Origin of the sequence: Sphingomonas oligoaromativorans (assembly GCF_011762195.1) — a bacterium.
Classification (GTDB): Bacteria; Pseudomonadota; Alphaproteobacteria; order Sphingomonadales; family Sphingomonadaceae; genus Solisphingomonas; species Solisphingomonas oligoaromativorans.
This window is the reverse complement of record NZ_JAASQK010000003.1, coordinates 317718-338538: the sequence shown is the minus strand read 5'-3', so window position 1 is coordinate 338538 and position 20821 is coordinate 317718. Positions and strand designations below refer to the sequence as shown.

Here is a 20821-nt window from a genome sequence, read left to right as displayed (position 1 = left end):
ATGTTTGGCCATATCGATGGCCCGCGACTGATCGCCGCGTTCCGTTTTCCTGAACGATCGCCCGTCAGGTGCTGAGCGGCAGGCCGAGCCGCACGAGCAGCCCGCCCAGATCCTCGCTCTCTTCCAGCGCCACCTGCCCGCCGTATATCTCCGCCACGTCGCGCACGATGGCGAGGCCGAGGCCGGTGCCCGGCTTGCCGGTGTCGAGCCGGGCGCCGCGCTCGAAGATCTTCTCGCGCTCCGCCTCGGGGATGCCGCGCCCGTCGTCCTCGACCAGTATCTCGACGCGGTCGTCCTGCTGCTGCACGGTCACGAACACGCGCCCGCCGCCATATTTGGCGGCATTCTCGATGAGGTTGCCGAGCAGTTCGTCCAGATCCTGCCGCTCCACCCGGACCGCGAGGCCGCGCGTGCCGTCCAGATCGATCACCACCTCCGGGAAGAGCCGGTCGACCGCATGGCTCACCGCCGTCAGCGAGGCCCAGACATCCGCGCGGCTCTGCGCCGATCCGCGCCGGCCGACGGCGCGGGCGCGGGCGAGGTGATGGTCCACCTGCCGGCGCATCGTCCGCGCCTCGCGCATCACCGTCTGCGGCAGATCGGGCGCGCCCGCCGTCACCGCGTTCATCACGACGGTCAGCGGCGTCTTCAGCGCATGGGCGAGGTTGCCGGCATGGGTGCGCGCCTCCTCGGCCTGTTTCTCGTTGTGGGCGAGCAGGTCGTTCAGCTCCTCCACCATCGGGCGGATCTCAAGCGGCAGCGCGACGTCGACCCGCGCCGCCCGTCCCGAGCGCACCGCCGCGATCGCGAGGCGCACCCGGCGCAGCGGCCACAGGCCATAGACGATCTGGAGCGCCGACAGCAGGATGAGGCCAAGCCCGAGGATGGCGAAGCTGCGGATCATCGTCCGGCGCAGCACCTTGATCTGGCCGTCCAGCACGTCACGGCTCTGCGCGACCTGGAAGCGCCACGTCACCGACGATCCCGGCAGCTTCACGTCGCGCTCGACCACGCGCAGCGGCTCGTCGCGGAACTGCTGGCTGTCATAGGCGTGGATGTCGGGATAGGCGTGGGCCATGTCGACGCTGAGCGTCTGGTCCCACAGCGAGCGGGACGGGAAGACGTCATGCCCCTTGCCGGACACCTGCCAGTAGAGGCCCGAATAGGGCTCCAGGAAGCGCTGGTCGGCGAGCGGGCGGCTGAAGCGCACCTCCCCGTCCGGCCCGATCTCCGACTGGAGGATCATCGAGTTCAGCACATATTGGAGCGAATCGTCGAAATTCCGCGTGATCGCGCCGGTCAGCACGCGGTCCAGCGCCACGTCGCCGCCGGCGAGCAGCAGCATGATCCACAGCGCCGCCATGCCGATCATGCGGCGGGTGAGCGACCCCGTGATCCGCGCGCTGCCCCGCCATTCCCGGCCCCGTGGGCGCAGGAAGGCGATGATGCGCAGCATGTTGAGCGGGCCGATCCACCAGCGCTCGCGCCGGCGGGGATCGCCGGCGGGCGCGGCGTCCGGGCCGGGCTCAGGCGTTGGCGGCGTCGGACTCTTCAAGGCTGTAGCCCAGCCCCCGGATGGTGGTGATGATATCGGTGCCGAGCTTCTTGCGGATGCGCGTCACGAACACTTCGATGGTGTTGGAGTCGCGATCGAAATCCTGATCGTAGATATGCTCGATCAGCTCGGTGCGGCTCACCACCTTGCCCTTGTGGTGCATCAGGTAGCTGAGCAGCTTATATTCCTGCGCGGTGAGCTTCACCGGCTCGCCCGCCTTGGTCACCTTGCCCGAGCGCGTGTCGAGGCGGACATCGCCCGCCACCAGCTCGGAGGAGGCATTGCCCGACGCCCGGCGGATCAGCGCGCGCAGGCGGGCGATCAGCTCTTCGGTCTGGAACGGCTTGGCGAGATAGTCGTCGGCGCCGGCATCGAGGCCCGCCACCTTATCCGACCAGCTATCGCGCGCGGTCAGCACGAGCACGGGCATGTCCTTGCCCTCCTTGCGCCAGCGGTCGAGCACGGTCAGCCCGTCGACCTCGGGCAGTCCGAGATCGAGGATGATCGCGTCATAATTCTCGGTGGAGCCCAGATAATGCCCGTCCTCGCCATCGGTCGCGAGATCGACGGCATAGCCCGCGCCCTCCAGCGTGGCCCGGAGCTGCCGCCCGAGCGTGGGTTCGTCCTCGACGACGAGAATGCGCATGTGCCTGGGCCTTTCCCTGTTCCTTGCCGCCTATCTGGCGCGGCAAAGATGAACGGGCAAGCAACGAGTGGGTTGCGCGGCCCGGAAAGCCCTCAGCGGGGCGAGCGGCCAACCTCCTGGCCGGTACGGCCATCCACGTCGATCCAGCTCACCGATCCGTCGCGCATGAACTTCAACCGGTAATTGCCCGAGCCCGCGTCATAGTCCGAACCGAGATAGTCGTAGCCGCGCATCCCGTGCTGCCACTGCTGCTGGATATCGCGCAACGGGCGCGCGCCCTCGCGCATCGCCTCGCGCGCGCGATACTGGTCGGGCGGACGGCGCGGGCCGGCATCGGCGGCCGACAGGCCGACGACGAGCAAAGGCACACACAACAGATACCGTCTCATCCGCATGGGGCTCGCATAGCCATGAAGGCTTGAACAAGCCGTGAATGCCGAGCCCATATTGGGACAGACGCCATTCTCGACGGGCTGTGGCCCCGGCGCATCGCATGGCTACCATTTCGGCGCGTCATGCCCTAGCTCCGCACCATCATGGCTGCACCCGTTCTTTCCTATGAAGACCTTGGCGTCGTCCAGGGCTCCGGCTGGCTCTTCCGGCACCTCGACATCCACATCGGCCAGCGCGACCGCCTCGCGCTGATCGGCCGCAACGGCGCGGGCAAGACGACGCTGCTGAAGCTGATCGCCGGCAAGCTCGATTCGGACGAGGGCCGCCGCACCATCGTGCCCGGCACGCGCGTCATCCTGCTGGAACAGGAGCCGGCGCTGACCGGCTTCGCGACGCTGCGCGATTACGCCCTCTCCGCCCCCGACGCGCCGCTGCCGCACGAAGTGGAGGCGATCGCCGACCAGCTCGGCATCGATCTCGACCGCTCCTCCGACACTGCATCGGGCGGCGAGCGCCGACGCGCCGCGATCTGCCGCGCGCTGGCGCAGGAGCCCGACGTGCTGCTGCTCGACGAGCCGACCAACCATCTCGACCTCGCCGCGATCGAGTGGCTGGAGGAGTGGCTGGCGCGCTTCACCGGCGCCTTCGTCGTCATCAGCCACGACCGCGCCTTCCTCACCCGCCTCACCCGCCAGACGCTGTGGCTGGACCGTGGCGGCGTGCGCCGTGCCGAGATCGGCTATGGCGGCTTCGAAGCGTGGACCGAGCAGGTCTATGCCGAGGAGGAGCGCAACGCCCAGCGCCTCGACGCGAAGCTGAAGCTGGAGGAGCATTGGCTCCAGCGAGGCGTGACGGCGCGCCGCCGCCGCAACCAGGGCCGGCTCGCCAAGCTGATGGAGATGCGCGCCGCGAGGAAGGCGATGGTCGGACCGCAAGGCACCGCCGCGCTCGCCACCGCGACCGACGACGCGCGCTCCAAGACCGTCATCGACGCCAAGGGCGTGACCAAGCGCTTCGGTGATCGCACGATCATCAAGGATTTCACGCTGCGCGTGCAGCGCGGCGACCGGATCGGCATCGTCGGCGCGAATGGTGCTGGCAAGTCCACGCTGCTCAAGCTGCTCACCGGCGAGATCCAGCCCGACGAGGGCACGATCGTGCAGGCCAAGACGCTGAACGGCGTCGTCATCGACCAGCAACGCAAGCTGATGGCGCCCGAGAAGCGCGTCCGCGACGTGCTGGCCGACGGCGGCGACTGGATCGACGTGCTCGGCACCAAGAAGCATGTGCAGGGCTATCTCAAGGAGTTCCTGTTCGATCCCTCGATCGCCGAGGCCAAGATCGGCTCGCTCAGCGGCGGCGAGCGCTCGCGCCTGCTGCTCGCCCGCGAGTTCGCCCGTGCGTCCAACCTGCTGGTGCTCGACGAGCCGACCAACGATCTCGACATGGAGACGCTGGACCTCTTGCAGGAGGTGATCTCGGACTATGACGGCACCGTCCTGCTCGTCAGCCACGACCGCGACTTCCTTGACCGCACCGTGACGATCACGCTCGGCCTCGACGGCTCGGGCAAGGTCGATGTGGTGGTCGGCGGCTATGACGACTGGGCCAAGCGCCGCGCACCCAAGGCGGAACCGAAGCGCCCCTCTGCTCCCAAAGCAGATGCGCCACAGGCCGCCGCCGCGCCGCCGAAAAAGTCCAAGCTCAGCTACAAGGACCAGCGCGACTTCGACATGCTGCCGGGCGAGATCGAGAAGCTGGAAGCCGCCATCGCCCGCGACGAGGCGGCGCTGGCCGATCCCGATCTCTTCGCCAAGAACCCGACGCGATTCGACACGCTGATGAAGGCGATCGAGACCACGCGCGAGAAGAAGGACGCCGCCGAGATGCGCTGGCTGGAGCTGGCGGAGATGGCGGACAATCTGGGCTGAGCGACAATTTTGGGGCGGATGGCGACAAAAGGGTTGCAGTCCGCCCCCAGCCGATCTAACAGCCCGCCTCCACAGCGCGCCCGTAGCTCAGCTGGATAGAGCATCAGACTACGAATCTGAGGGTCGGACGTTCGAATCGTTCCGGGCGCGCCAATTTCCCCCGCAATTACGATCGCGATCGTCGATGGGAGCATCTCCCGCGACGACCCGACGCGCGGACATCCATCGCCTGCACGAATATTCCGCCGGTCGGCGTCGCCGGTGCGGCCGGACGACACCGCCACTCACCGGGCGCCCTGTCGCGCCCGGTGATCGAAAGCAGGCGTTCAGCCCTGGATGAACGCGAGCAGATCGGCGTTGATGATGTCGGCGTGGGTCGTACACATGCCATGCGGCAGGCCTTCGTAGCTCTTGAGCGTCCCGTTCCTCAGGAGCTTCACCGAAAGAGGGGCGGAATCGGCATAAGGCACGACCTGATCGTCCGTCCCGTGCATCACCAGCACAGGCACCTCGATCGCCTTCAGATCCCCGGTGAAGTCCGTTTCGGAGAAGGCCTTGATGCAGTCATAATGGGCCTTGGCGCCGCCCATCATGCCCTGCCGCCACCAATTGAGGATAATGCCCTCTTTCACCTGCGCACCCTCGCGGTTGAAGCCGTAGAAGGGGCCGGCCGGCACATCGTGGAAGAACTGCGCCCGATTGGCGACCAGAGCGGCGCGGAAACCGTCGAACACCTCGATCGGCAGCCCGCCGGGATTGGCCTCGGTCTTCAGCATCAGCGGCGGGACGGCACCGATTAGGACCGCCTTGGCAACGCGGCCCGGCTCGGCGCGCGCGACGTAGCGGGCAACCTCGCCGCCGCCGGTGGAGTGGCCGATATGGATGGCGTTGCGGAGATCCAGCTTCGCCGCCAGCTCGATGACGTCGGCCGCATAGGTGTCCATCTCGTTGCCGGTGTCGGTCTGGCTCGAACGGCCATGGCCGCGCCGGTCGTGCGCGATCACCCGATAGCCCTTCTCCAGGAAGAACATCATCTGCGCATCCCAGTCATCGGCGCTGAGCGGCCACCCATGATGGAAGACGAGCGGCTGGGCATCCTTCGAACCCCAGTCCTTGTAGGAAATGATCGTGCCGTCTTTGGTGGTGAAAGTGCCGTCGGCCATGATCGCTTTCCTCTTTCGATGATGGAGATAAAGAATGGTGCAATATCGAATGCCGTGCGCACGATCGGAATATCTGCCATGCGCAGGGCGACCGGTCCGTAAATGGCCGATCCGCCCCTTGGCAAGACCGCTTTCTTCATTCTCCAGGGGCTGAGATCGGGGAAACATCTTCGCCCTTTCGCGCCAGGCCGTCCCCCGTTTCAGGCGACCAGCAGCCGCCCGGCCTGCGCGCGCGCTTCGTCGGTCACTTCGGCGCCGGAGAGCATCCGCGCGATCTCCTCGCGCCGCTCGGCCGCGTCGAGCAGGCGGACGCCGGTGCGCGTGACGGTGCCGTCATGGCTCTTGGCGATGAGCAGTTGCCGATCCGCGCGCGCCGCCACCTGCGGGCTGTGCGTCACCACCAGCAACTGCGCCTTGGCCGAGAGCCGCGCCAGCCGATCGCCGATCGCCGAGGCCACCGCGCCGCCGACGCCCCGGTCGATCTCGTCGAAGATCATCGTGCGCGCGCCCGCCGCCTCCGCCAGCGACACCTTGAGCGCGAGGATGAAGCGCGACAGCTCGCCGCCGGACGCGATCTTGGCCAGCGGCGCGAAGGGGGCGCCCGGATTAGTCGAGATCAGGAACTCCACCCGGTCGCGCCCCTCGGCGCTCCATTGCGATTCGGGCAGCCGCTCGATCGAGGTGCGGAATCGCGCGGCGTCGAGCTTGAGCGGCGCCAGCTCCTCCGCCACCGCCCGGTCGAGCCGCCCCGCCGCCTCATGCCGCGCGGCCGACAGCGCGCCCGCTTCCTCTTCATAGACCGCGCGGGCGGCCTTCACGGCGCGCTCCAGCGCCGCCAGCCCCTCGCCCCCCGCCTCGATGCGGGCCAGGCGCTCGGACAGCTCCTCCGCCAGCGCCGCGAGTTCGTCGGGCTGGACGCGATGCTTGCGCGCCACCCCGCGCAGATCGAACAGCCGCGTCTCGATCCGGTCGAGCCGCTCGGGATCGAAGGCGAGCGCCTGTGCCGCCGCCTCCAGCGCCTCCCCGGCCTCGGCCGCCTCGATCACCGCGCGGTCGAGCGCGGCCAGCGCGGAGGCCAGCGCCTCATGCTCGTGCGCCACCCGGTCGAGCCGCCGCGCCGCCTGCCGCAGCGCCGCCAGCGCGCCGTCCGATCCATCGAGATGCTGGGAGACGCCGGCCATATCCTCGGCCAGCCGCGCGCCCTTCTGCATGGCGGCGCGCTCCCCGGCGAGCACCTCCTCCTCGCCGGGCTCGGGAGCCAGCGTGGTCAACTCGCGGACGGCATGTTCCAGCCATTCGCGATCCCGCTCGGCGCCTTCGAGATCGGCCCGCGCCTGCGCCAGCCCGGCCTCGGCGGCGCGCCAGCGGGCGTGGGCCTCGCCGAGCGGCGCGAGATCGAAGCGACCGAAAGCATCGAGCAGCGCGCGATGGCCGCGCGCGTTGAGCAAGCCGCGATCGTCATGCTGGCCGTGGATCTCGACCAGCCGCCCGCCCAGTTCGCGCAGCAGCGCGGCGGAGGCGGGCTGGTCGTTGATGCTGGCACGGCTGCCGCCATCGGCCTTCACGATGCGCCGCACGATCAGCGGCTCGCCGGGTTCGCCCGTCAGCCCGTTTTCGGCGAGCAGGCCGGCCACGACCGCATCCTCACCCGGATCAAAGCTCGCGGTGACGACCGCCTGCGACGCGCCGTGGCGCACCAGCCCGCTGTCCGCCCGCTGGCCGAGCACCAGCCCGAGCGCATCGAGCAGGATCGACTTGCCCGCCCCCGTCTCGCCGGTAAGCGCGCCGAGACCCGCGGTGAAATCGAGGTCCAGCGCCTCGATCAGCACGACGTCGCGGATGGCGAGACGGATCAGCATGGCCCCTCTCTACGCGATCATCGCGCGAATGAGAACAGGCCATGAACAAAAAGCATCGGCAGGCGCTCGCCCGCCGGGGCTCACTTCTCCGACTTGTCCTTGTGGTGCTTCTTCTGCCTGGGCTCATGCTGGCCGTGATGGCGGCCCACCGTCTGGGGCGCCTTCTTGGTGATGAGCGTGTAGGCGCGCTGATACCATTTGGAGCCGGGATAGTTGTTGCCCAGCACCGCGGCGGCCTTCTCGGCCTCCACCGGCACGCCCAGCCCGAGATAGGATTCGGTCAGCCGCTCCAGCGCCTCGGGGACGTGGGTGGTCGTCTGATATTTGTCGACCACGACGCGGAAGCGGATGATCGCCGCCAGCCACTGGCCGCGCCGCTGGTAGAAGCGGCCGATCTCCATCTCCTTGCCGGCGAGGTGATCGTTGACGAGATCGGTCTTGAGGCGGGCATCGGCGGCGTAGCGCGAATCCGGGTAGCGGCGGATCAGTTCGCCCAGCGCGTCGAGCGCCTGCTGGGTGATCTTCTGGTCGCGGGTGACGTCGTTGATCTGCTCGTAATAATCGATCGCGATCAGGTAATAGGCGTAGGGCGCGTCGCGGTTGCCGGGGTGGATGGACAGGAAGCGCTGCGCCGAGGCGATCGAGGCGTTGTAGTCGCGCGCCAGATAATAGCTGTAGGCGCTCATCAGCTCGGCGCGGCGCGCCCAGATCGAATAGGGATGCTGGCGCTCCACCTCGTCGAAGAGCTGGGCGGCGATCTTGTATTGGCGCCGGTCCAGACGATCGCGGGCCAGCGTGTAGAGCGTGTCCACATCGCGGGCGATGAAGCGGGTATCCGCCTTCTTCTTGCCGCCGCCGGCACAACTGGCGAGGGGCGCAAAGGCGATCGCGGCAAGGGCCACGAGGAGGAGCGGGCGGGTGGCGGAACGCAGCATGACGATGCTCTTAGCGGCTCGATCCGAATGAGGGAAGCGGCCCGGATGATGGGCCGATGGCGAGGCCGGACAGTTTCGCTGCCGGCCTGAATGCGCTCTTAACGGTTTGATGGCACAAGGCGAGCCATGTTGCGCGTGCTGACCCTCTCCACCCTGTTCCCGGACGAGACACGGCCGACCTTCGGCGTGTTCGTCGAACGGCAGACATTGGGCCTCGCAGGCCTGCCCGGCGTGGAGGTGGAGGTGGTGGCGCCGGTGGGCCTGCCGCCGGGGCCGCTCGCCCGCCATCCGCGCTGGAAGGCGCTCGCGACGCTGCCGGCGGACGAGATGTGGAAGGGCCTCCCCCTCCACCGCCCGCGCTTCACCGCGATGCCGGGGCTGGGCGGTTTCAATCCGGGCGCGATGGTGCGCGCGCTGACCCCGTTCCTGACCGACATGCGCCGGCGCTTCCCCTTCGACGTGATCGACGCGGAATTCTTCTTCCCCGACGGCCCGGCCGCGACCCGGCTGGGCGAGGCGCTGGGCGTGCCCGTCTCGATCAAGGCCCGCGGCGCCGACATCCACCATTGGGGCCGCCGGCACTGGACGCGCGGGCAGGTCGCCGATGCCGGGCGCGGCGCGGCGGGAATGCTCGCGGTGAGCGCGGCGCTGCGCAACGACATGGTGGCGCTGGGCCTGCCGGGCGAGCGCATCCGCATCCATTATACCGGCGTCGACCTCGCCCGCTTCCGCCCTGTGGCGGATCGCGAGGCCGCCAAGGCCGCTCTGGGCATCTCTGGGCCGCTGCTGCTGTCGGTCGGGGCACTGATCCCGCGCAAGGGCCATGCGCTCGTCATCGAGGCGCTGGCGCGGCTGCCGCGCGGCACGCTGATGATCGTCGGCCAAGGCCCCGAACGCGCCGCGCTGGAGGCCCAAGCGGCGGCACGGGGGCTGAGCGACCGGGTGATGCTGCTCGGCCCCCGCCCGCATGAGGCGCTGCCCGCGCTCGCGGCGGCGGCCGATGTCGGCGTGCTGGCGTCCTCGTCGGAGGGGCTGGCCAACGCCTGGGTCGAATCGCTCGCCTGCGGCACGCCGGTGGTCATCAGCGACGTGGGCGGCGCGCGGGAACTGGTCGACCGGCCCGCCGCCGGGCGAATCGTCGCGCGCGATCCGGCGGCGATCGCGGCGGCCGTGGCGGACCTGCTCGCCTTCCCGCCGGACCCGGCCTCCGTCCGCGCGGCGGCCGAGCGTTTCACATGGGATGCGAACGCGCTGGCGCTGCGCGATCACCTCGCCGGACTGGCGGGGCGCTAGCGGTCCAGCCGCATCAGCGCGGCGACGATCTCGCGGCCCTCGGCGCGCAGCACGCCCCAGGCATGGGCGGCGGCGCGACTGTCCATCACCTCGAGCCCGATGCCCTTCGCCTCCAGCGCGGCGGCGAAGGCGGGCGACGGACGGCGCAGCGCCGCCCCGGTGCCGAGCAGGAGAAATTCGGCCGCCGGCTCGCGCGCCAGCAGCGGCGCGATGGCGTCAAGGTCGAGCGCGTCGACCGCCGGCGCCTGCCACGCCACCGCCGTCTCCGGGGTCAGCAGCACGCCCTCGGCATAGACCTGCTCGTCGATCCTGAAGCCGCCGCCGGAAAAGCCGCGAATGGCCGGGCCGGCGGCGACGGGATCGGGGGAGAATTTCGCCATGTCAGGGCTTCGGCGCGATCCGCTCGGCGCGGTCGCGGCCCGCCTTCTTCTTGTCGGTCGCCGCCGCCATCTGCCGGAAGCGGGACTTGTCGAGGCCGAGCGAGATCAACAGCGAGGACGAAACATAGATCGACGAATAGGTGCCGACCACGACGCCCAGGATCATCGCCGCCGTGAAGCCGCGCAGCACTTCGCCGCCGAACAGCAGCAGCGAGGCGAGCGCGAGGATGATCGTCAGCGAGGTCATCACGGTGCGCGGCAGCGTCTCGTTGACCGAGAGGTCGATCAGCTCGCCGAGCGGCATCTGGCGGTATTTCCGCATATTCTCGCGGATACGATCGTCGATCACGATCTTGTCGTTGATCGAGTAGCCGATGATCGTCAGCACCGCCGCGATGATGTTGAGGTCGAACTCCAACTGGGTCAGCGCGAAGAAGCCCAGCGTCATCAGCACGTCGTGAAAGATCGACACGAAGGTCGCCACGCCGAACTGCCATTCGAAGCGGACGATGCCGAACAGCGCGATGCAGGTGATCGCCACCACCACCGCCAGCACGCCCTTCTGGACCAGCTCGCCCGAAACCTTGCCCGAGACGGTCTGCACCTGATTGAAGCGGACGCTCGGATATTGGGCCTTGAGCGCCGCCTCCACCTTGGCGACCATCGCGTTGGTGGCGCCCTCGTCGGTCGAGTGCGGCACCGGCAGGCGGATGTCGACGGTGGTGCCGTCGCCGAAGGGCTGGAGCTGGGCCTGGCCGACGCCGAGATTATCGACGATGTGGCGCATCCCGCCGAGCGGCGCGGCGCCGTCGAACTTGGTTTCGATCGAGACGCCGCCGACGAAGTCGACGCCGAAGTTGAGGCCGCGCACGCCGACCAGCACGCCGGCCGCGATGGTGAGCAGCAGGGTGAGCCCGAAGGCCCAGCCGCGCAGCTTCACGAAGCCGATATTGGTGTTGTCGGGAACGATCTTGAGCAGGCGCATGATGTGGGTCGCCTCAGATATGAATGGCTTGCGGACGCGCCCGGCGGAGCCAGATCGCGACCATCATCCGCGTGAAGATCACGGCGGTGAACACCGACGTCGCGATGCCGAGCAGCAGCACCACGGCGAAACCCTTCACCGGACCGGAGCCCAGGATGAGCATGATGAGCCCGGAGATGGCGTGCGTCACGTTCGCCTCGAAGATGGTGCGGCTGGCCTCGCTATAGCCCAGCTCCACCGCCTGGATGACGTTGCGCCCGCGCCGGCGCTCCTCCCGGATACGCTCATTGATGAGCACGTTGGCGTCGACCGCGGTGCCGATCGTCAGCACGAAGCCCGCGATGCCCGGCAGCGTCAGCGTCGCATTCAGCAGCGCCATGCCGCCGAGGATCACCAGCACGTTGATGATGACCGCGAGGTTCGCATAGACGCCGAAACGGCCATAGGTGACGAACATGAAGATCACCACGCCGACCACCGCGATCGCCGAGGCGATCACGCCGGCATGGATCGAATCCGCGCCGAGCGAGGCGAGCACGGTGCGCTCCTCCACCGTCTTCAGCGCGATCGGCAGCGAGCCCGACTGGAGCGAGATCGCCAGCGCCTGCGCCGACTGCACCGTGAAGCTGCCCGAGATCGACGCCGATCCGCCGAGGATCGGCTCGTTGATGCGCGGCGCCGACAGCACGACATTGTCGAGGATGATCGCGAAGGGCTTGCCGACATTCTGCTGGGTCGTCTCCGCGAAGGAGCGCGCGCCGCGGCTGTTGAAGCCGATCGCGACGACGGCCTCGTTGTTCTGGTCGTAATCCTGCTTGGCGGTCTTCAGGTCCGCGCCGGTGATGATCGCCTGACGCACGACCGCGATCGGCGCGCCATTCTCATAATGCAGGATCTGATCGCCCACCGGCGCCTGTCCGGCTGCCACCTTGGCCGGATCGGCCTGCGTGTCGACCAGCTTGAACTCCAGCTTGGCGGTCTTGCCGATCAGCGCCTTCAACTGGGTCGGATCGCCGACGCCGGGCACCTCGACGAGGATGCGGTCGGCGCCCTGGCGCGCGATCGTCGGCTCCTTGGTGCCGAGCGCGTCGATGCGCTTGCGGACGATATCGGTCGCGCCCTCCATCGCCTGATTGACGAACTGGTCGATGCCGCCCTTGGTCGGCGTCATCACGATGCGGGTCGAATCGACCACGCGCACGTCCCAGTCGCGCTGGCCGGTGGAGCCCACCGGCGCGGTCAGTGTGCGGATCTTCTCCACCGCCGCGTCGACCTGCGCGGGATCGCGCACGAAGAAACTGAGCGCGCCATTGGCCGTCGAGATATCCCCGATCGCGATCTGCGGGCTCATCCGCCGCATCTCGCCGCGGATCGTATCCTCCATCGCGGCAAGGCGCGTCTTGGCGACGTCGGCCGTATCCGCTTCGAGCAGGATATGGCTGCCGCCGGCCAGATCGAGGCCGAGATTGATGCGCGGCGCGAAGCCGAGCCCCAGTTGCTTCGCCGTCGTCTCGGGCATCAGGCTCGGCACGGCGAGCAGGATGCCGATCAGCAGCACCCCGATGATCGAGGCGATCTTCCAGCGCGGGAAATCGAGCATGGCCCCCTCAGCCCCCTCAATCGTTCGCGGGCTTGGTCGTCCCGCGCACCTCGGTGAGCGTGGACTTGATCGCGCGGACGCGGACGCTGGGCGCGAGTTCGACCTCGACCTCGTCACCATCGACCTTGATGACGCGACCGACCAGGCCGCCGCCGGTGATGACGACGTCGCCCTTCTTGGCGCCTTCGATCATCGCCTTGTGCTGCTTGGCGCGGGCCTGCTGCGGGCGGATGAGCAGGAAATAGAAGATCACCACCATCAGGACGATGGGGATGAAACCGGAATAGGCCGCAAAACCGGTCGCGCCGGGCGCGGAGCCTATAGTCTGGGCATAAGCTGGGGACGAGAACATCGTTCGGTTCGGCCTGGCTGGGGCGCTCGTTCGGATGTGAAAAGCAGCCCATGTGGAGGGCGGGCGCCTACCATGCCGCTGCCGCCCCATGCAAGGCGCGGCTGTTTTGCCCGCTTGCCAAGCGCGTGACGGTCGCCTAATGGCCGCCGCCTAGGTCGGGGCGTAGCGCAGCCTGGTAGCGCATCAGACTGGGGGTCTGGGGGTCGCAGGTTCGAATCCTGTCGCCCCGACCATCCTTCCCTCACCGGACCCCAGTCTCTTTCACGATCGCCTGTTCGCGATCCTTTTCCCGTTCCCGATTCGCACCCGCAATGCCTCCATTTTGCGGGGCATCGCGCACGTCCGCGCAAAATTCATTTTCCTACACGAACCGATCTGGTTATATGAATCGGCTCCATCTTCGAGGAGCAGGTTCATGGACGCCAGCAATCTCATCGACGAGCTGATCCAGCGCGAGGGCGGCTACAGCGCGCGGCCCGCCGACAAGGGCGGGCCGACTCGCTTCGGGATCAGCGAGGCCGTCGCCCGCGCGCATGGCTACAAGGGCGACATGGCGAAGCTCCCCCGCGACAGCGCCGTCGCCATCTACCGCGCCGATTACTGGACGAAGCCCGGGCTCGACCGGATCGCCGATCTCTGCCCCACGGTCGCGGCCGAGCTGTTCGACACCGGCGTCAACATGGGCACCGGCACCGCCGCCGCTTTCCTCCGCCGGGCGCTCAACGCGCTCAACCGCAACGGCGCGGACTATGCCGACATCCCCGCCTCAGGCGCGGTCGACGCCGCCACGCTCGCCGCGCTGAAAGCCTTTCTCCGCACGCGTGGGCCAGCCGCCGGGACGGTGCTGGTGAAGGCGCTCGATGCGCTTCAGGGCGCGCGCTACATCGCGCTCGCCGAGACGCGGCCCGCCGACGAGGCCTTCCTCTACGGCTGGCTCGCCAACCGGGTCGGCTGAGATGGCGAGCCTGCCCCCCGCCCCGCTGCTCGCCGAGGAGCAGTCCGCCGACCGCTTCACCAGCCGCGCGCGGCCCGCCTTCCTCTATGTGATGTACGCGCTGCTGCTCGGCGCCTTCCCGATGGCGGGGATCGCCGCCGCCCGGCCGGATGTCGCCGCCCTGATGACGCGCGCGATCGCGGCCTATCTCGCCGCCATCCCCGAACCGCTCTATGCCCTCTTCGGAACCGGCTATCTCGGCTACACCGTGGCGCGGACATGGGGGAAGGCCGTGGGCGCGGAGAAATGAGAAAGGCTTCCTGCGTGTCAACTTCGTCGACTCCGTCCCCTTCGCCCGGCAAGCCCGTCATCCTCGTCGCCGCCCCGGTGCTGGCGCGCGTCCTTCCCCTGCTGTCGGCGCAGTATGACGTGCTGCCGCTCTGGGAGGAGAAGAGCCATGCCCGCATCGCCGAGGCGCGCGCGCTGGTGGTGATCGGGGAGACGCCGCTCGACACCGCGCTGGTCGAGCGGATGCCGAAGCTCGGCCTGATCGCCTGCTTCACGGTCGGCTATGACGGCATCGACGTGGGCTGGGCCAGGGCGCGGGGCCTCGCCGTCACCCATGCGCCCGGCGCCAATGACGAGGATGTGGCGGATCATGCGATCGGGCTGATCCTCGGCCACCGCCGCCAGATCGTCGCCGGCGACCGGACGGTGCGCGACGGGACGTGGAACCCGCACCAGCGCGCCTTCACCCGCTCGCTCGCCGGCGCGACGCTGGGCGTCGTCGGTTTGGGCGACATCGGCGCGGCCGTCGCGCGGCGGGCGGAGGCGATGCGGATGCGGATCGGCTGGTGGGGGCCGAACCCCAAGCCCGACGCGCCATGGCCCCGCGCGGAGAGCCTCGTCGCGCTCGCGCGGGAGAGCGAGATCCTCGTCGTCGCGGCGCGCGCCCATGCGGGCAATGCCCGGCTGATCTCGGCCGAGGTGATCGAGGCGCTGGGGCCGGAGGGCCTGCTGGTCAACGTCGCGCGCGGGAGCCTCGTCGACGAGGATGCGCTGATCGCGGCGCTGAAGGATGGCCGCCTCGGCGGCGGCGCGCTCGACGTGTTCGAGACCGAGCCGACACCCGCGGCGCGCTGGGCCGGCGTGCCCAACACCGTCTTCACCCCCCACACCGCCGGCTCCACGCAGGACGCCGTGCAGCGCATGGTGGCGATGCTGTTCGCCAACCTCGCCGCCTTCTTCGCGGGCGAGCCGCTCAGGACGCCCGCCGCCTGACCTTGGAAGGAATTCTCATGACCCACGACCATCCGCGCTGCGCCTGGGCCGGGAACGATCCGCAGATGCGCGCCTATCACGACACCGAATGGGGCGTGCCCGAGCGCGATTCGCGCGCGCTGTGGGAAAAGCTGATGCTCGACGGGTTTCAGGCGGGGCTCGCGTGGATCACCGTGCTGCGCAAGCGCGAGGCGTTCCGCGCGGGCTTCGCCGGCTTCGATCCCGAGGCCGTGGCCCGCTTCGGCGAGGACGACATCGTGCGGCTGCTCGGCGACGCCGGCATCATCCGTTCGCGCGCCAAGATCGAGGCGACCATCGGCGGCGCCCGCGCCTTCCTGGCGATGCGCGACAAGGGCGAGGATTTCTCAGGCTTCTGCTGGTCCTTCACCGGCGGCAAGCCGCTCGTGGGCGACGGTCATGTGCTGCCCGCGAAGACCGCGCTTTCCGAGACGGTCTCGAAGGCGCTCAAGGCGCGCGGCTTCAAGTTCGTCGGGCCGACGATCGTCTATGCGTGGATGCAGGCGACCGGCATCGTCAACGACCATGCCGCCCACTGCTTCCGGCGCGAAGCCGTCTAGGCCTTGCGCGCCGCCCGCGTCCTCGCGATCGCGTCCTTCAGCCCGTCATAGCCGACCGCGCCGTTGAGCATCGTGTCGCCGACCACGAAGGTGGGCGTGCCGGACAGACGGAGGCTGCGCGCGAGGTCCAGATTGGTTTCGATCTCGCGGGCGATCGCGGGGCTGTCGGCGGCCTTGGCATCGAGGCCGACGCTCTTCGCCGCGCGGTCGATCTTGGCGTCGTCGAGCGCGCCCTCGCCGTAGAGCGCATGGTGATAGGCGGAGAACTTGCCCGCCTGCGCCGCGACGAGGCTCATCCGCGCCGCGCGATCGCTATAGGCCGAGAGGATCGGCAGCTCCTTGTAGACCACCCGGATGTTGGAATCGGCCGCGATCAGCCTGTCCACGTCCGCCACGCTCGCCCGGCAATAGCCGCAGGCGTAGTCGAAATATTCGACCAGCGTGACGTCGCCCTTCGGGTTGCCCGCCACCGCGCCGGGGAAGGGCGTCTCGATCGCGCCGCGATGCGCGGCGATCAGGCTGGCGGTCTGCTTGTCCTGCAAGCGCTCCATCGCCTCGGGGATCACCTCGGGATGTTCGAGCAGATAGGTGCGGATATAGGCCCCCCGATCGGGCGCCTTGCGCAGATCGAGCCCGTGCATCGCCGCCACCGCCGCGATCGCGCCCACCGCCGCCGCCGCGCCGCCGCCGGCGATATTCTTCCAGTTCATTTGTGTCGCGTCCTGCTGTCCAGATTGTTGCGCGCGGTCACCGCGATGTCCTCGGCGCGCAGATAGTCGGGCGTGCCCTGCTTGATGCCGCGCAGCGCGGTCTCCGCATTGGACCGCGCGAGCGTGTCGTTGCCGTCCATGGCATAGCGCTCGGCCGTCGCGAGCGCGGCATGGGCCTCGTCGCCGCGCTGCGCGTAGACGGTGCCGAGCGCATACCAGGCGAGCGGATCTTCCCGATCCTTGGCGACCGAGAGCCTGAGCACCTTCTCGGCCTCGGCGAAATTCTTCGGATCGTCGGTGGCGAGCAGCGCATGGCCGAGCAGCGCCGAGATGAGCGGCGCGCTGCCAGACTGCGCCACCGCGACGCGCAGCGGCGCGAGCGCCTCCTTCGGATGGCCGTTCTCCAGCAGGATCTGGCCCTTGAGCTCGTTGAAATAGGGATCGAGCGGCGCCGTGCGGAGCAGCGCATCCGCCTCCATGTCGGCGCGATCGGGATAGGCCGCGCGGTGCCACGCATAGGCGCGGGCATAATGCGCGGGCACCGACTGGTCGCTCTCCGGGAACTTGCGCAGAGTCACGTCGGGATCCTGCACATAGCCCGCGAGCTTGGCCTTGATGCGCAGGAAGCGCGCCTGCTTGGCCGGATCGATCGGCGTGTTCCACCAGGGCGACTTTTTGAGGTCCGCCTCCAGCGCGGCCTGGCGGTCGGCGGTCATCGGGTGGGTCTGGGCGTAGGGATCGGTGTCGGCGTAGCTCGACGACAGGCGATATTCCTCCTGCCGCAGCTTGCCGAAGAACGAGATCATGCCCTTGCCGGAAAGATGCGCCTCGTTGAGATGCCGCACCGCCGAGGCGTCGGCGCTACCCTCCTGCCCGCGGCTGAAGGCGAGATAATTGCTCTGCGCGACCGTCGTGCCCGCGCCCAGCAGCGCCACGCCCGCGCCCGGCGCGCCGGCCGCCGCCGCCGCGATGCCGGCGAGCAGCGAGAGCAGCGCGATCCGGCCGGCCGGGCGCGCGCCCTCGTCGTTGCGGACGATATGGCCGCCTTCGATATGGCCGAGTTCGTGGGCGATCACGCCCTCGATCTCATTGGCGTTGTCCGCCGCCTCGATCAGGCCGGACTGGATGTAGATGATCTGCCCGCCCGCCACGAAGGCGTTGATCTCGGGATCCTGGATCAGCACGATCTGGAGCGCGCCGGGCGCGAGGCCCGCCGATTTCGCCAGCGGCTCGGAGATATCCTTGAGGAAGGTCTCCGTCTCGGTGTCGCGCAGGATCTGCGGCGCGGCCTCAGCCAGCACCGGCTGCGCCGCCACCGTGACGGTGAGCAGCAGCAGCGCCCAGAATCGGATCAGGCGGAAAAGTGCCGCGGCCATGCCCCCTCCTCGGCCCGCCCCGCTGAACCCGCGCTGAAAGCGGGTCCATCGGGTGCGCGACGGGGAGACGGCATGGCCGCTCACGTCCGTTCGGCTCAGTTGCCGAAGGTGCGCTGCCACCAGCCGCGACGCGGCGCGCCGTCGTCGCCACCGTCCGCCTGCGCCGCCTCGTCATTGGCGGGCTCGGCCGGAGCGGCCTCCTCGGCCACGGGGGCTTCGGCGGCGGGCGTCGCCTTCTTGCGGGTGCGGCGCGGCTTCGGCGCGGGCGCGGGCGCGGGCGCGGGCGCTTCCTCGGCGACGGCCGGTTCCGGCGCGGCTTCGGCGGCTTCGGCCTTCTTGCGCGGGGCACGACGCTTCTTCGGCGCAGGGGCCTCCTCGGCGGCCTCGACCACCGGCTCGGCCGGAGCGACCGCAGGCGCTTCCTCCGCCGCACGGGCGCGCGGACGGCGGCGGCTCTTCGGCTTGGCCTCGGCTTCGGCGGCGGCCGGCTCCGGCGCGCTCACCGGCGTCGCCTCGACAGGCTCGGCCTGGGTCAACACCTCGGGCGCCACATCGGCCACGTCGGTCGCGGCCTGGCCGACATCGCCGGCGTCGATGATGAGCGCCTCGCCACCCTCGCGACGGCGACCGCCGCGACGGCCGCGACGACGGCGACGGCCGCCTTCGCGATGCGCCTCGGCCTCGGCTTCGGCGGACGGCTCGACCGCCTCGGCAGCGTCGTCCTCGGCGCCGGCTTCCTCGTCATGCTCGGCCTCGGCGCCGTTCTCCGGCTGGCCATCCTCGCGGCGACCGCCACGGCGGCGGCGGCGACGGCGGCGGCGACCCCCTTCGCGGCCCTCGCCCTCGGCGCGCTCGCCGCGATCGGCGGCATCTTCCTCCGCCTCGGCCTCGGCCTCGATCTCCTCCTCTTCATCCTCGATATCGTCGAGGAAGTCGTCGGGCTCGGGCTCGGGCAGCGGCGCCAGCTTCGGCATCTGCGCCGGCGGCGGGCCGGAGATGTCCACCGTCATGCGCGCGCCCTCGTCATGATGATCGGGCATCACGTCGATCTCGACGCCGTAACGCTCCTCGATCTCCATGATCTCGGCGCGCTTGCGGTTGAGGACGTAGATCGTCGCCTCGCGGCTGGCGCGCAGCGTGAGCTGGGTGCCGCGACCGCGCGCGGCGGCCTCTTCGAGCAAGCGCAGCGCCGACAGGCCCGCCGACGAGGCGGTGCGCACGAAGCCGGTACCCTCGCAATGCGGGCAGATGCGGGTGGAGGCCTCCAGCACGCCGGTGCGCAGGCGCTGGCGACTCATCTCCATCAGGCCGAAGGACGAGATGCGGCCGACCTGGATGCGGGCGCGATCGTTCTTCAGCGCCTCCTTCATCGCCTTCTCGACCTTACGGATGTTCGATCCGTTCTCCATGTCGATGAAGTCGATGACGACGAGGCCGGCCATGTCGCGCAGGCGGAGCTGGCGGGCGATCTCGTGCGCGGCCTCGAGGTTGGTCGCGGTCGCGGTCTGCTCGATATTGTGCTCGCGGGTGGAACGGCCCGAGTTGATGTCGATCGAGACCAGCGCCTCGGTCGGGTTGATGACCAGATAGCCGCCGGACTTCAACTGCACGACCGGCTGGTACATCGCGGTGAGCTGATCCTCGACGCCGAAGCGCTGGAAGAGCGGAACCGGGTCCACATAGGGCCGGATCTTCTTCGCGTGGCTGGGCATCAGCAGCTTCATATATTCGCGGGCCGCGCGATATCCGGTCTCGCCCTCGACGATCACCTCGTCGATCTCGCGGGTGTAGATGTCGCGGATCGCGCGTTTCACGAGGTTCGAATCCTCGTAGATCAGCGCCGGCGCCGACGAGGACAGCGTCGCCTCGCGGATGCCGTCCCACAGGCGGGCCAGATAGTCGAAGTCGCGCTTGATCTCGACCTTGGTGCGCGACAGGCCCGCGGTGCGGACGATGCAGCCCATCGTCTTGGGGAGCTTCATCTCCGCCATGATCGACTTCAGGCGCTTGCGGTCGGCGACGTTCGAGATCTTCCGGCTGATGCCGCCGCCGTGCGAGGTGTTGGGCATCAGCACGCAGTAACGGCCGGCGAGCGACAGATAGGTGGTCAGCGCCGCGCCCTTGTTGCCGCGCTCTTCCTTGACGACCTGCACCAGCAGCACCTGACGGCGGCGGATGACGTCCTGGATCTTGTAGCGGCGGCGCAGGTTCTGGCGGCTGCGGCGCAGCGCCTCGACATGATCGCCATCCCCGCCGCGACCGGCCGAACGCGACGGCGCGGGCTTCGCCTCGTCGCCATCCTCATGGGGATGATCCTCGGCGGCGTCGAGCGTTTCGTGGCCGCCATCGGTGTCGAGCCGCTCGATCGACGCGGTGTCGATGTCGTGGGCCTGATCCTCATGATCGTCGTAATCGTCGTCATGATCGCCCGACAGCGCCAGCGCCTCCTCGGCCTCCTCGGCCAGCAGCGCGTCGCGATCCTCCTTGGGGATCTGGTAATAATCCGGGTGGATTTCCGAGAAGGCCAGGAAGCCGTGGCGGTTGCCGCCGAACTCCACGAACGCGGCCTGGAGCGACGGCTCCACGCGCGTCACCTTGGCAAGATAGATATTGCCCTTGAGCTGCTTGCGTTCGGCGGATTCGAAATCGAACTCTTCGATCCTGTTACCCTTGGCGACCGCGACCCGCGTCTCTTCGGGGTGGCGCGCGTCGATCAGCATGCGCATCGTCATTTATGATTCTCCGGGCGCGCCGGCCGCCGCGTTGGGGCAGCGGGTGCGCCGATATGCTTGAAAGCGAAAGAAAACATGGCCCGGCCGGCGCAACGCGCCTGGGGGCCATGGAGATGAA

At 69.1% G+C, this 20821-nt stretch carries 19 protein-coding genes and 2 tRNA genes; 8 read left to right on the top strand and 13 right to left on the bottom strand.

Features of this window, described 5'->3' with window-relative positions; all coding sequences use genetic code 11:
- Positions 1 to 64 precede the first annotated feature (64 nt).
- The 3 genes from FHS98_RS08025 to FHS98_RS08015 all read right to left on the bottom strand — a co-directional run bounded on the left by FHS98_RS08025 (position 65) and on the right by FHS98_RS08015 (position 2590).
- Positions 65 to 1372 carry a sensor histidine kinase gene (locus FHS98_RS08025; protein WP_208402147.1) on the bottom strand — a complete coding sequence of 436 codons (1308 nt, stop codon included), beginning with the start codon at positions 1370 to 1372 and terminating at the stop codon, positions 65 to 67.
- Positions 1373 to 1526: 154 nt separating this feature from the next.
- Entirely contained in the window at positions 1527 to 2201 is a 675-nt protein-coding gene (locus FHS98_RS08020) for a response regulator transcription factor (protein WP_167102633.1), read from the bottom strand.
- A 92-nt stretch (positions 2202 to 2293) separates the two neighbouring features.
- Positions 2294 to 2590, bottom strand: a complete 297-nt coding sequence (locus FHS98_RS08015) for a hypothetical protein (RefSeq protein WP_208402114.1) — start codon at positions 2588 to 2590, stop codon at positions 2294 to 2296.
- 147 nt (positions 2591 to 2737) lie between these two features.
- Between FHS98_RS08015 and FHS98_RS08010 the strand changes: the two genes are divergently transcribed.
- Together FHS98_RS08010 and FHS98_RS08005 are read left to right on the top strand one after the other, a co-directional pair.
- Positions 2738 to 4525, top strand: a complete 1788-nt coding sequence (locus FHS98_RS08010; protein WP_167102627.1) for an ABC-F family ATP-binding cassette domain-containing protein — start codon at positions 2738 to 2740, stop codon at positions 4523 to 4525.
- 76 nt (positions 4526 to 4601) lie between these two features.
- Positions 4602 to 4678: transfer RNA gene (locus FHS98_RS08005), tRNA-Arg, on the top strand.
- A gap of 173 nt (positions 4679 to 4851) precedes the next feature.
- Here FHS98_RS08005 and FHS98_RS08000 read toward each other — a convergent pair.
- The 3 genes from FHS98_RS08000 to FHS98_RS07990 form a co-directional block, all read right to left on the bottom strand.
- Positions 4852 to 5688 (bottom strand): alpha/beta fold hydrolase, encoded by an 837-nt coding sequence (locus FHS98_RS08000; RefSeq protein ID WP_167102622.1) that lies wholly within the window; start codon positions 5686 to 5688, stop codon positions 4852 to 4854.
- 200 nt (positions 5689 to 5888) lie between these two features.
- Complete coding sequence (gene recN, locus FHS98_RS07995) at positions 5889 to 7547, bottom strand: DNA repair protein RecN (RefSeq protein WP_167102617.1); 1659 nt, start codon at positions 7545 to 7547, stop codon at positions 5889 to 5891.
- 80 nt (positions 7548 to 7627) lie between these two features.
- Positions 7628 to 8482, bottom strand: coding sequence for an outer membrane protein assembly factor BamD (locus tag FHS98_RS07990; RefSeq protein WP_167102613.1), 855 nt, complete (start codon positions 8480 to 8482; stop codon positions 7628 to 7630).
- Between the two features lie 126 nt (positions 8483 to 8608).
- Here FHS98_RS07990 and FHS98_RS07985 point away from each other — a divergent pair, with 126 nt between their 5' ends.
- Positions 8609 to 9775, top strand: a complete 1167-nt coding sequence (locus FHS98_RS07985; RefSeq protein ID WP_167102610.1) for a glycosyltransferase — start codon at positions 8609 to 8611, stop codon at positions 9773 to 9775.
- Here FHS98_RS07985 and FHS98_RS07980 read toward each other — a convergent pair.
- The 4 genes from FHS98_RS07980 to yajC are packed head-to-tail and all read right to left on the bottom strand — an operon-like array spanning position 9772 to position 13092.
- On the bottom strand, positions 9772 to 10155 hold the full coding sequence (locus FHS98_RS07980) for an Mth938-like domain-containing protein (protein ID WP_167102606.1): 384 nt from the start codon (positions 10153 to 10155) through the stop codon (positions 9772 to 9774). The two genes, FHS98_RS07985 and FHS98_RS07980, sit on opposite strands and share 4 nt — an antisense overlap.
- Position 10156: 1 nt before the next feature.
- On the bottom strand, positions 10157 to 11140 hold the full coding sequence (gene secF, locus FHS98_RS07975; protein ID WP_167102601.1) for a protein translocase subunit SecF: 984 nt from the start codon (positions 11138 to 11140) through the stop codon (positions 10157 to 10159).
- Between the two features lie 13 nt (positions 11141 to 11153).
- Positions 11154 to 12740 carry a protein translocase subunit SecD gene (gene secD, locus FHS98_RS07970; RefSeq protein ID WP_167102598.1) on the bottom strand — a complete coding sequence of 529 codons (1587 nt, stop codon included), beginning with the start codon at positions 12738 to 12740 and terminating at the stop codon, positions 11154 to 11156.
- Between the two features lie 16 nt (positions 12741 to 12756).
- Entirely contained in the window at positions 12757 to 13092 is a 336-nt protein-coding gene (gene yajC, locus FHS98_RS07965; protein ID WP_167102595.1) for a preprotein translocase subunit YajC, read from the bottom strand.
- A gap of 156 nt (positions 13093 to 13248) precedes the next feature.
- Between yajC and FHS98_RS07960 the strand changes: the two genes are divergently transcribed.
- The 5 genes from FHS98_RS07960 (at position 13249) to FHS98_RS07940 (ending at position 15885) form a co-directional block, all read left to right on the top strand.
- Positions 13249 to 13325: transfer RNA gene (locus FHS98_RS07960), tRNA-Pro, on the top strand.
- A 182-nt stretch (positions 13326 to 13507) separates the two neighbouring features.
- The gene (locus FHS98_RS07955) at positions 13508 to 14047 is read left to right on the top strand and encodes a glycoside hydrolase family 108 protein (protein WP_167102592.1); all 540 of its coding nucleotides are present in this window, start codon (positions 13508 to 13510) and stop codon (positions 14045 to 14047) included.
- Between the two features lies 1 nt (position 14048).
- On the top strand, positions 14049 to 14336 hold the full coding sequence (locus tag FHS98_RS07950) for a 3TM-type holin (protein WP_167102590.1): 288 nt from the start codon (positions 14049 to 14051) through the stop codon (positions 14334 to 14336).
- A gap of 14 nt (positions 14337 to 14350) precedes the next feature.
- Positions 14351 to 15307, top strand: coding sequence for a 2-hydroxyacid dehydrogenase (locus FHS98_RS07945; RefSeq protein ID WP_341786041.1), 957 nt, complete (start codon positions 14351 to 14353; stop codon positions 15305 to 15307).
- 17 nt (positions 15308 to 15324) lie between these two features.
- The gene (locus tag FHS98_RS07940) at positions 15325 to 15885 is read left to right on the top strand and encodes a DNA-3-methyladenine glycosylase I (RefSeq protein WP_167102583.1); all 561 of its coding nucleotides are present in this window, start codon (positions 15325 to 15327) and stop codon (positions 15883 to 15885) included.
- On the opposite strand, the gene FHS98_RS07935 is transcribed toward FHS98_RS07940, so the two are convergent.
- The 3 genes from FHS98_RS07935 to FHS98_RS07925 form a co-directional block, all read right to left on the bottom strand.
- Positions 15882 to 16595, bottom strand: coding sequence for a DsbA family protein (locus FHS98_RS07935; protein WP_167102580.1), 714 nt, complete (start codon positions 16593 to 16595; stop codon positions 15882 to 15884). The genes FHS98_RS07940 and FHS98_RS07935 overlap by 4 nt on opposite strands.
- A complete protein-coding gene (locus tag FHS98_RS07930) occupies positions 16592 to 17971 on the bottom strand; it encodes a M48 family metalloprotease (RefSeq protein ID WP_167102577.1) in 1380 nt (459 codons plus the stop codon). The genes FHS98_RS07935 and FHS98_RS07930 overlap by 4 nt, the downstream gene beginning before the upstream one ends.
- 95 nt (positions 17972 to 18066) lie before the next feature.
- Entirely contained in the window at positions 18067 to 20703 is a 2637-nt protein-coding gene (locus FHS98_RS07925) for an Rne/Rng family ribonuclease (protein WP_208402112.1), read from the bottom strand.
- Positions 20704 to 20821: the final 118 nt, after the last annotated feature.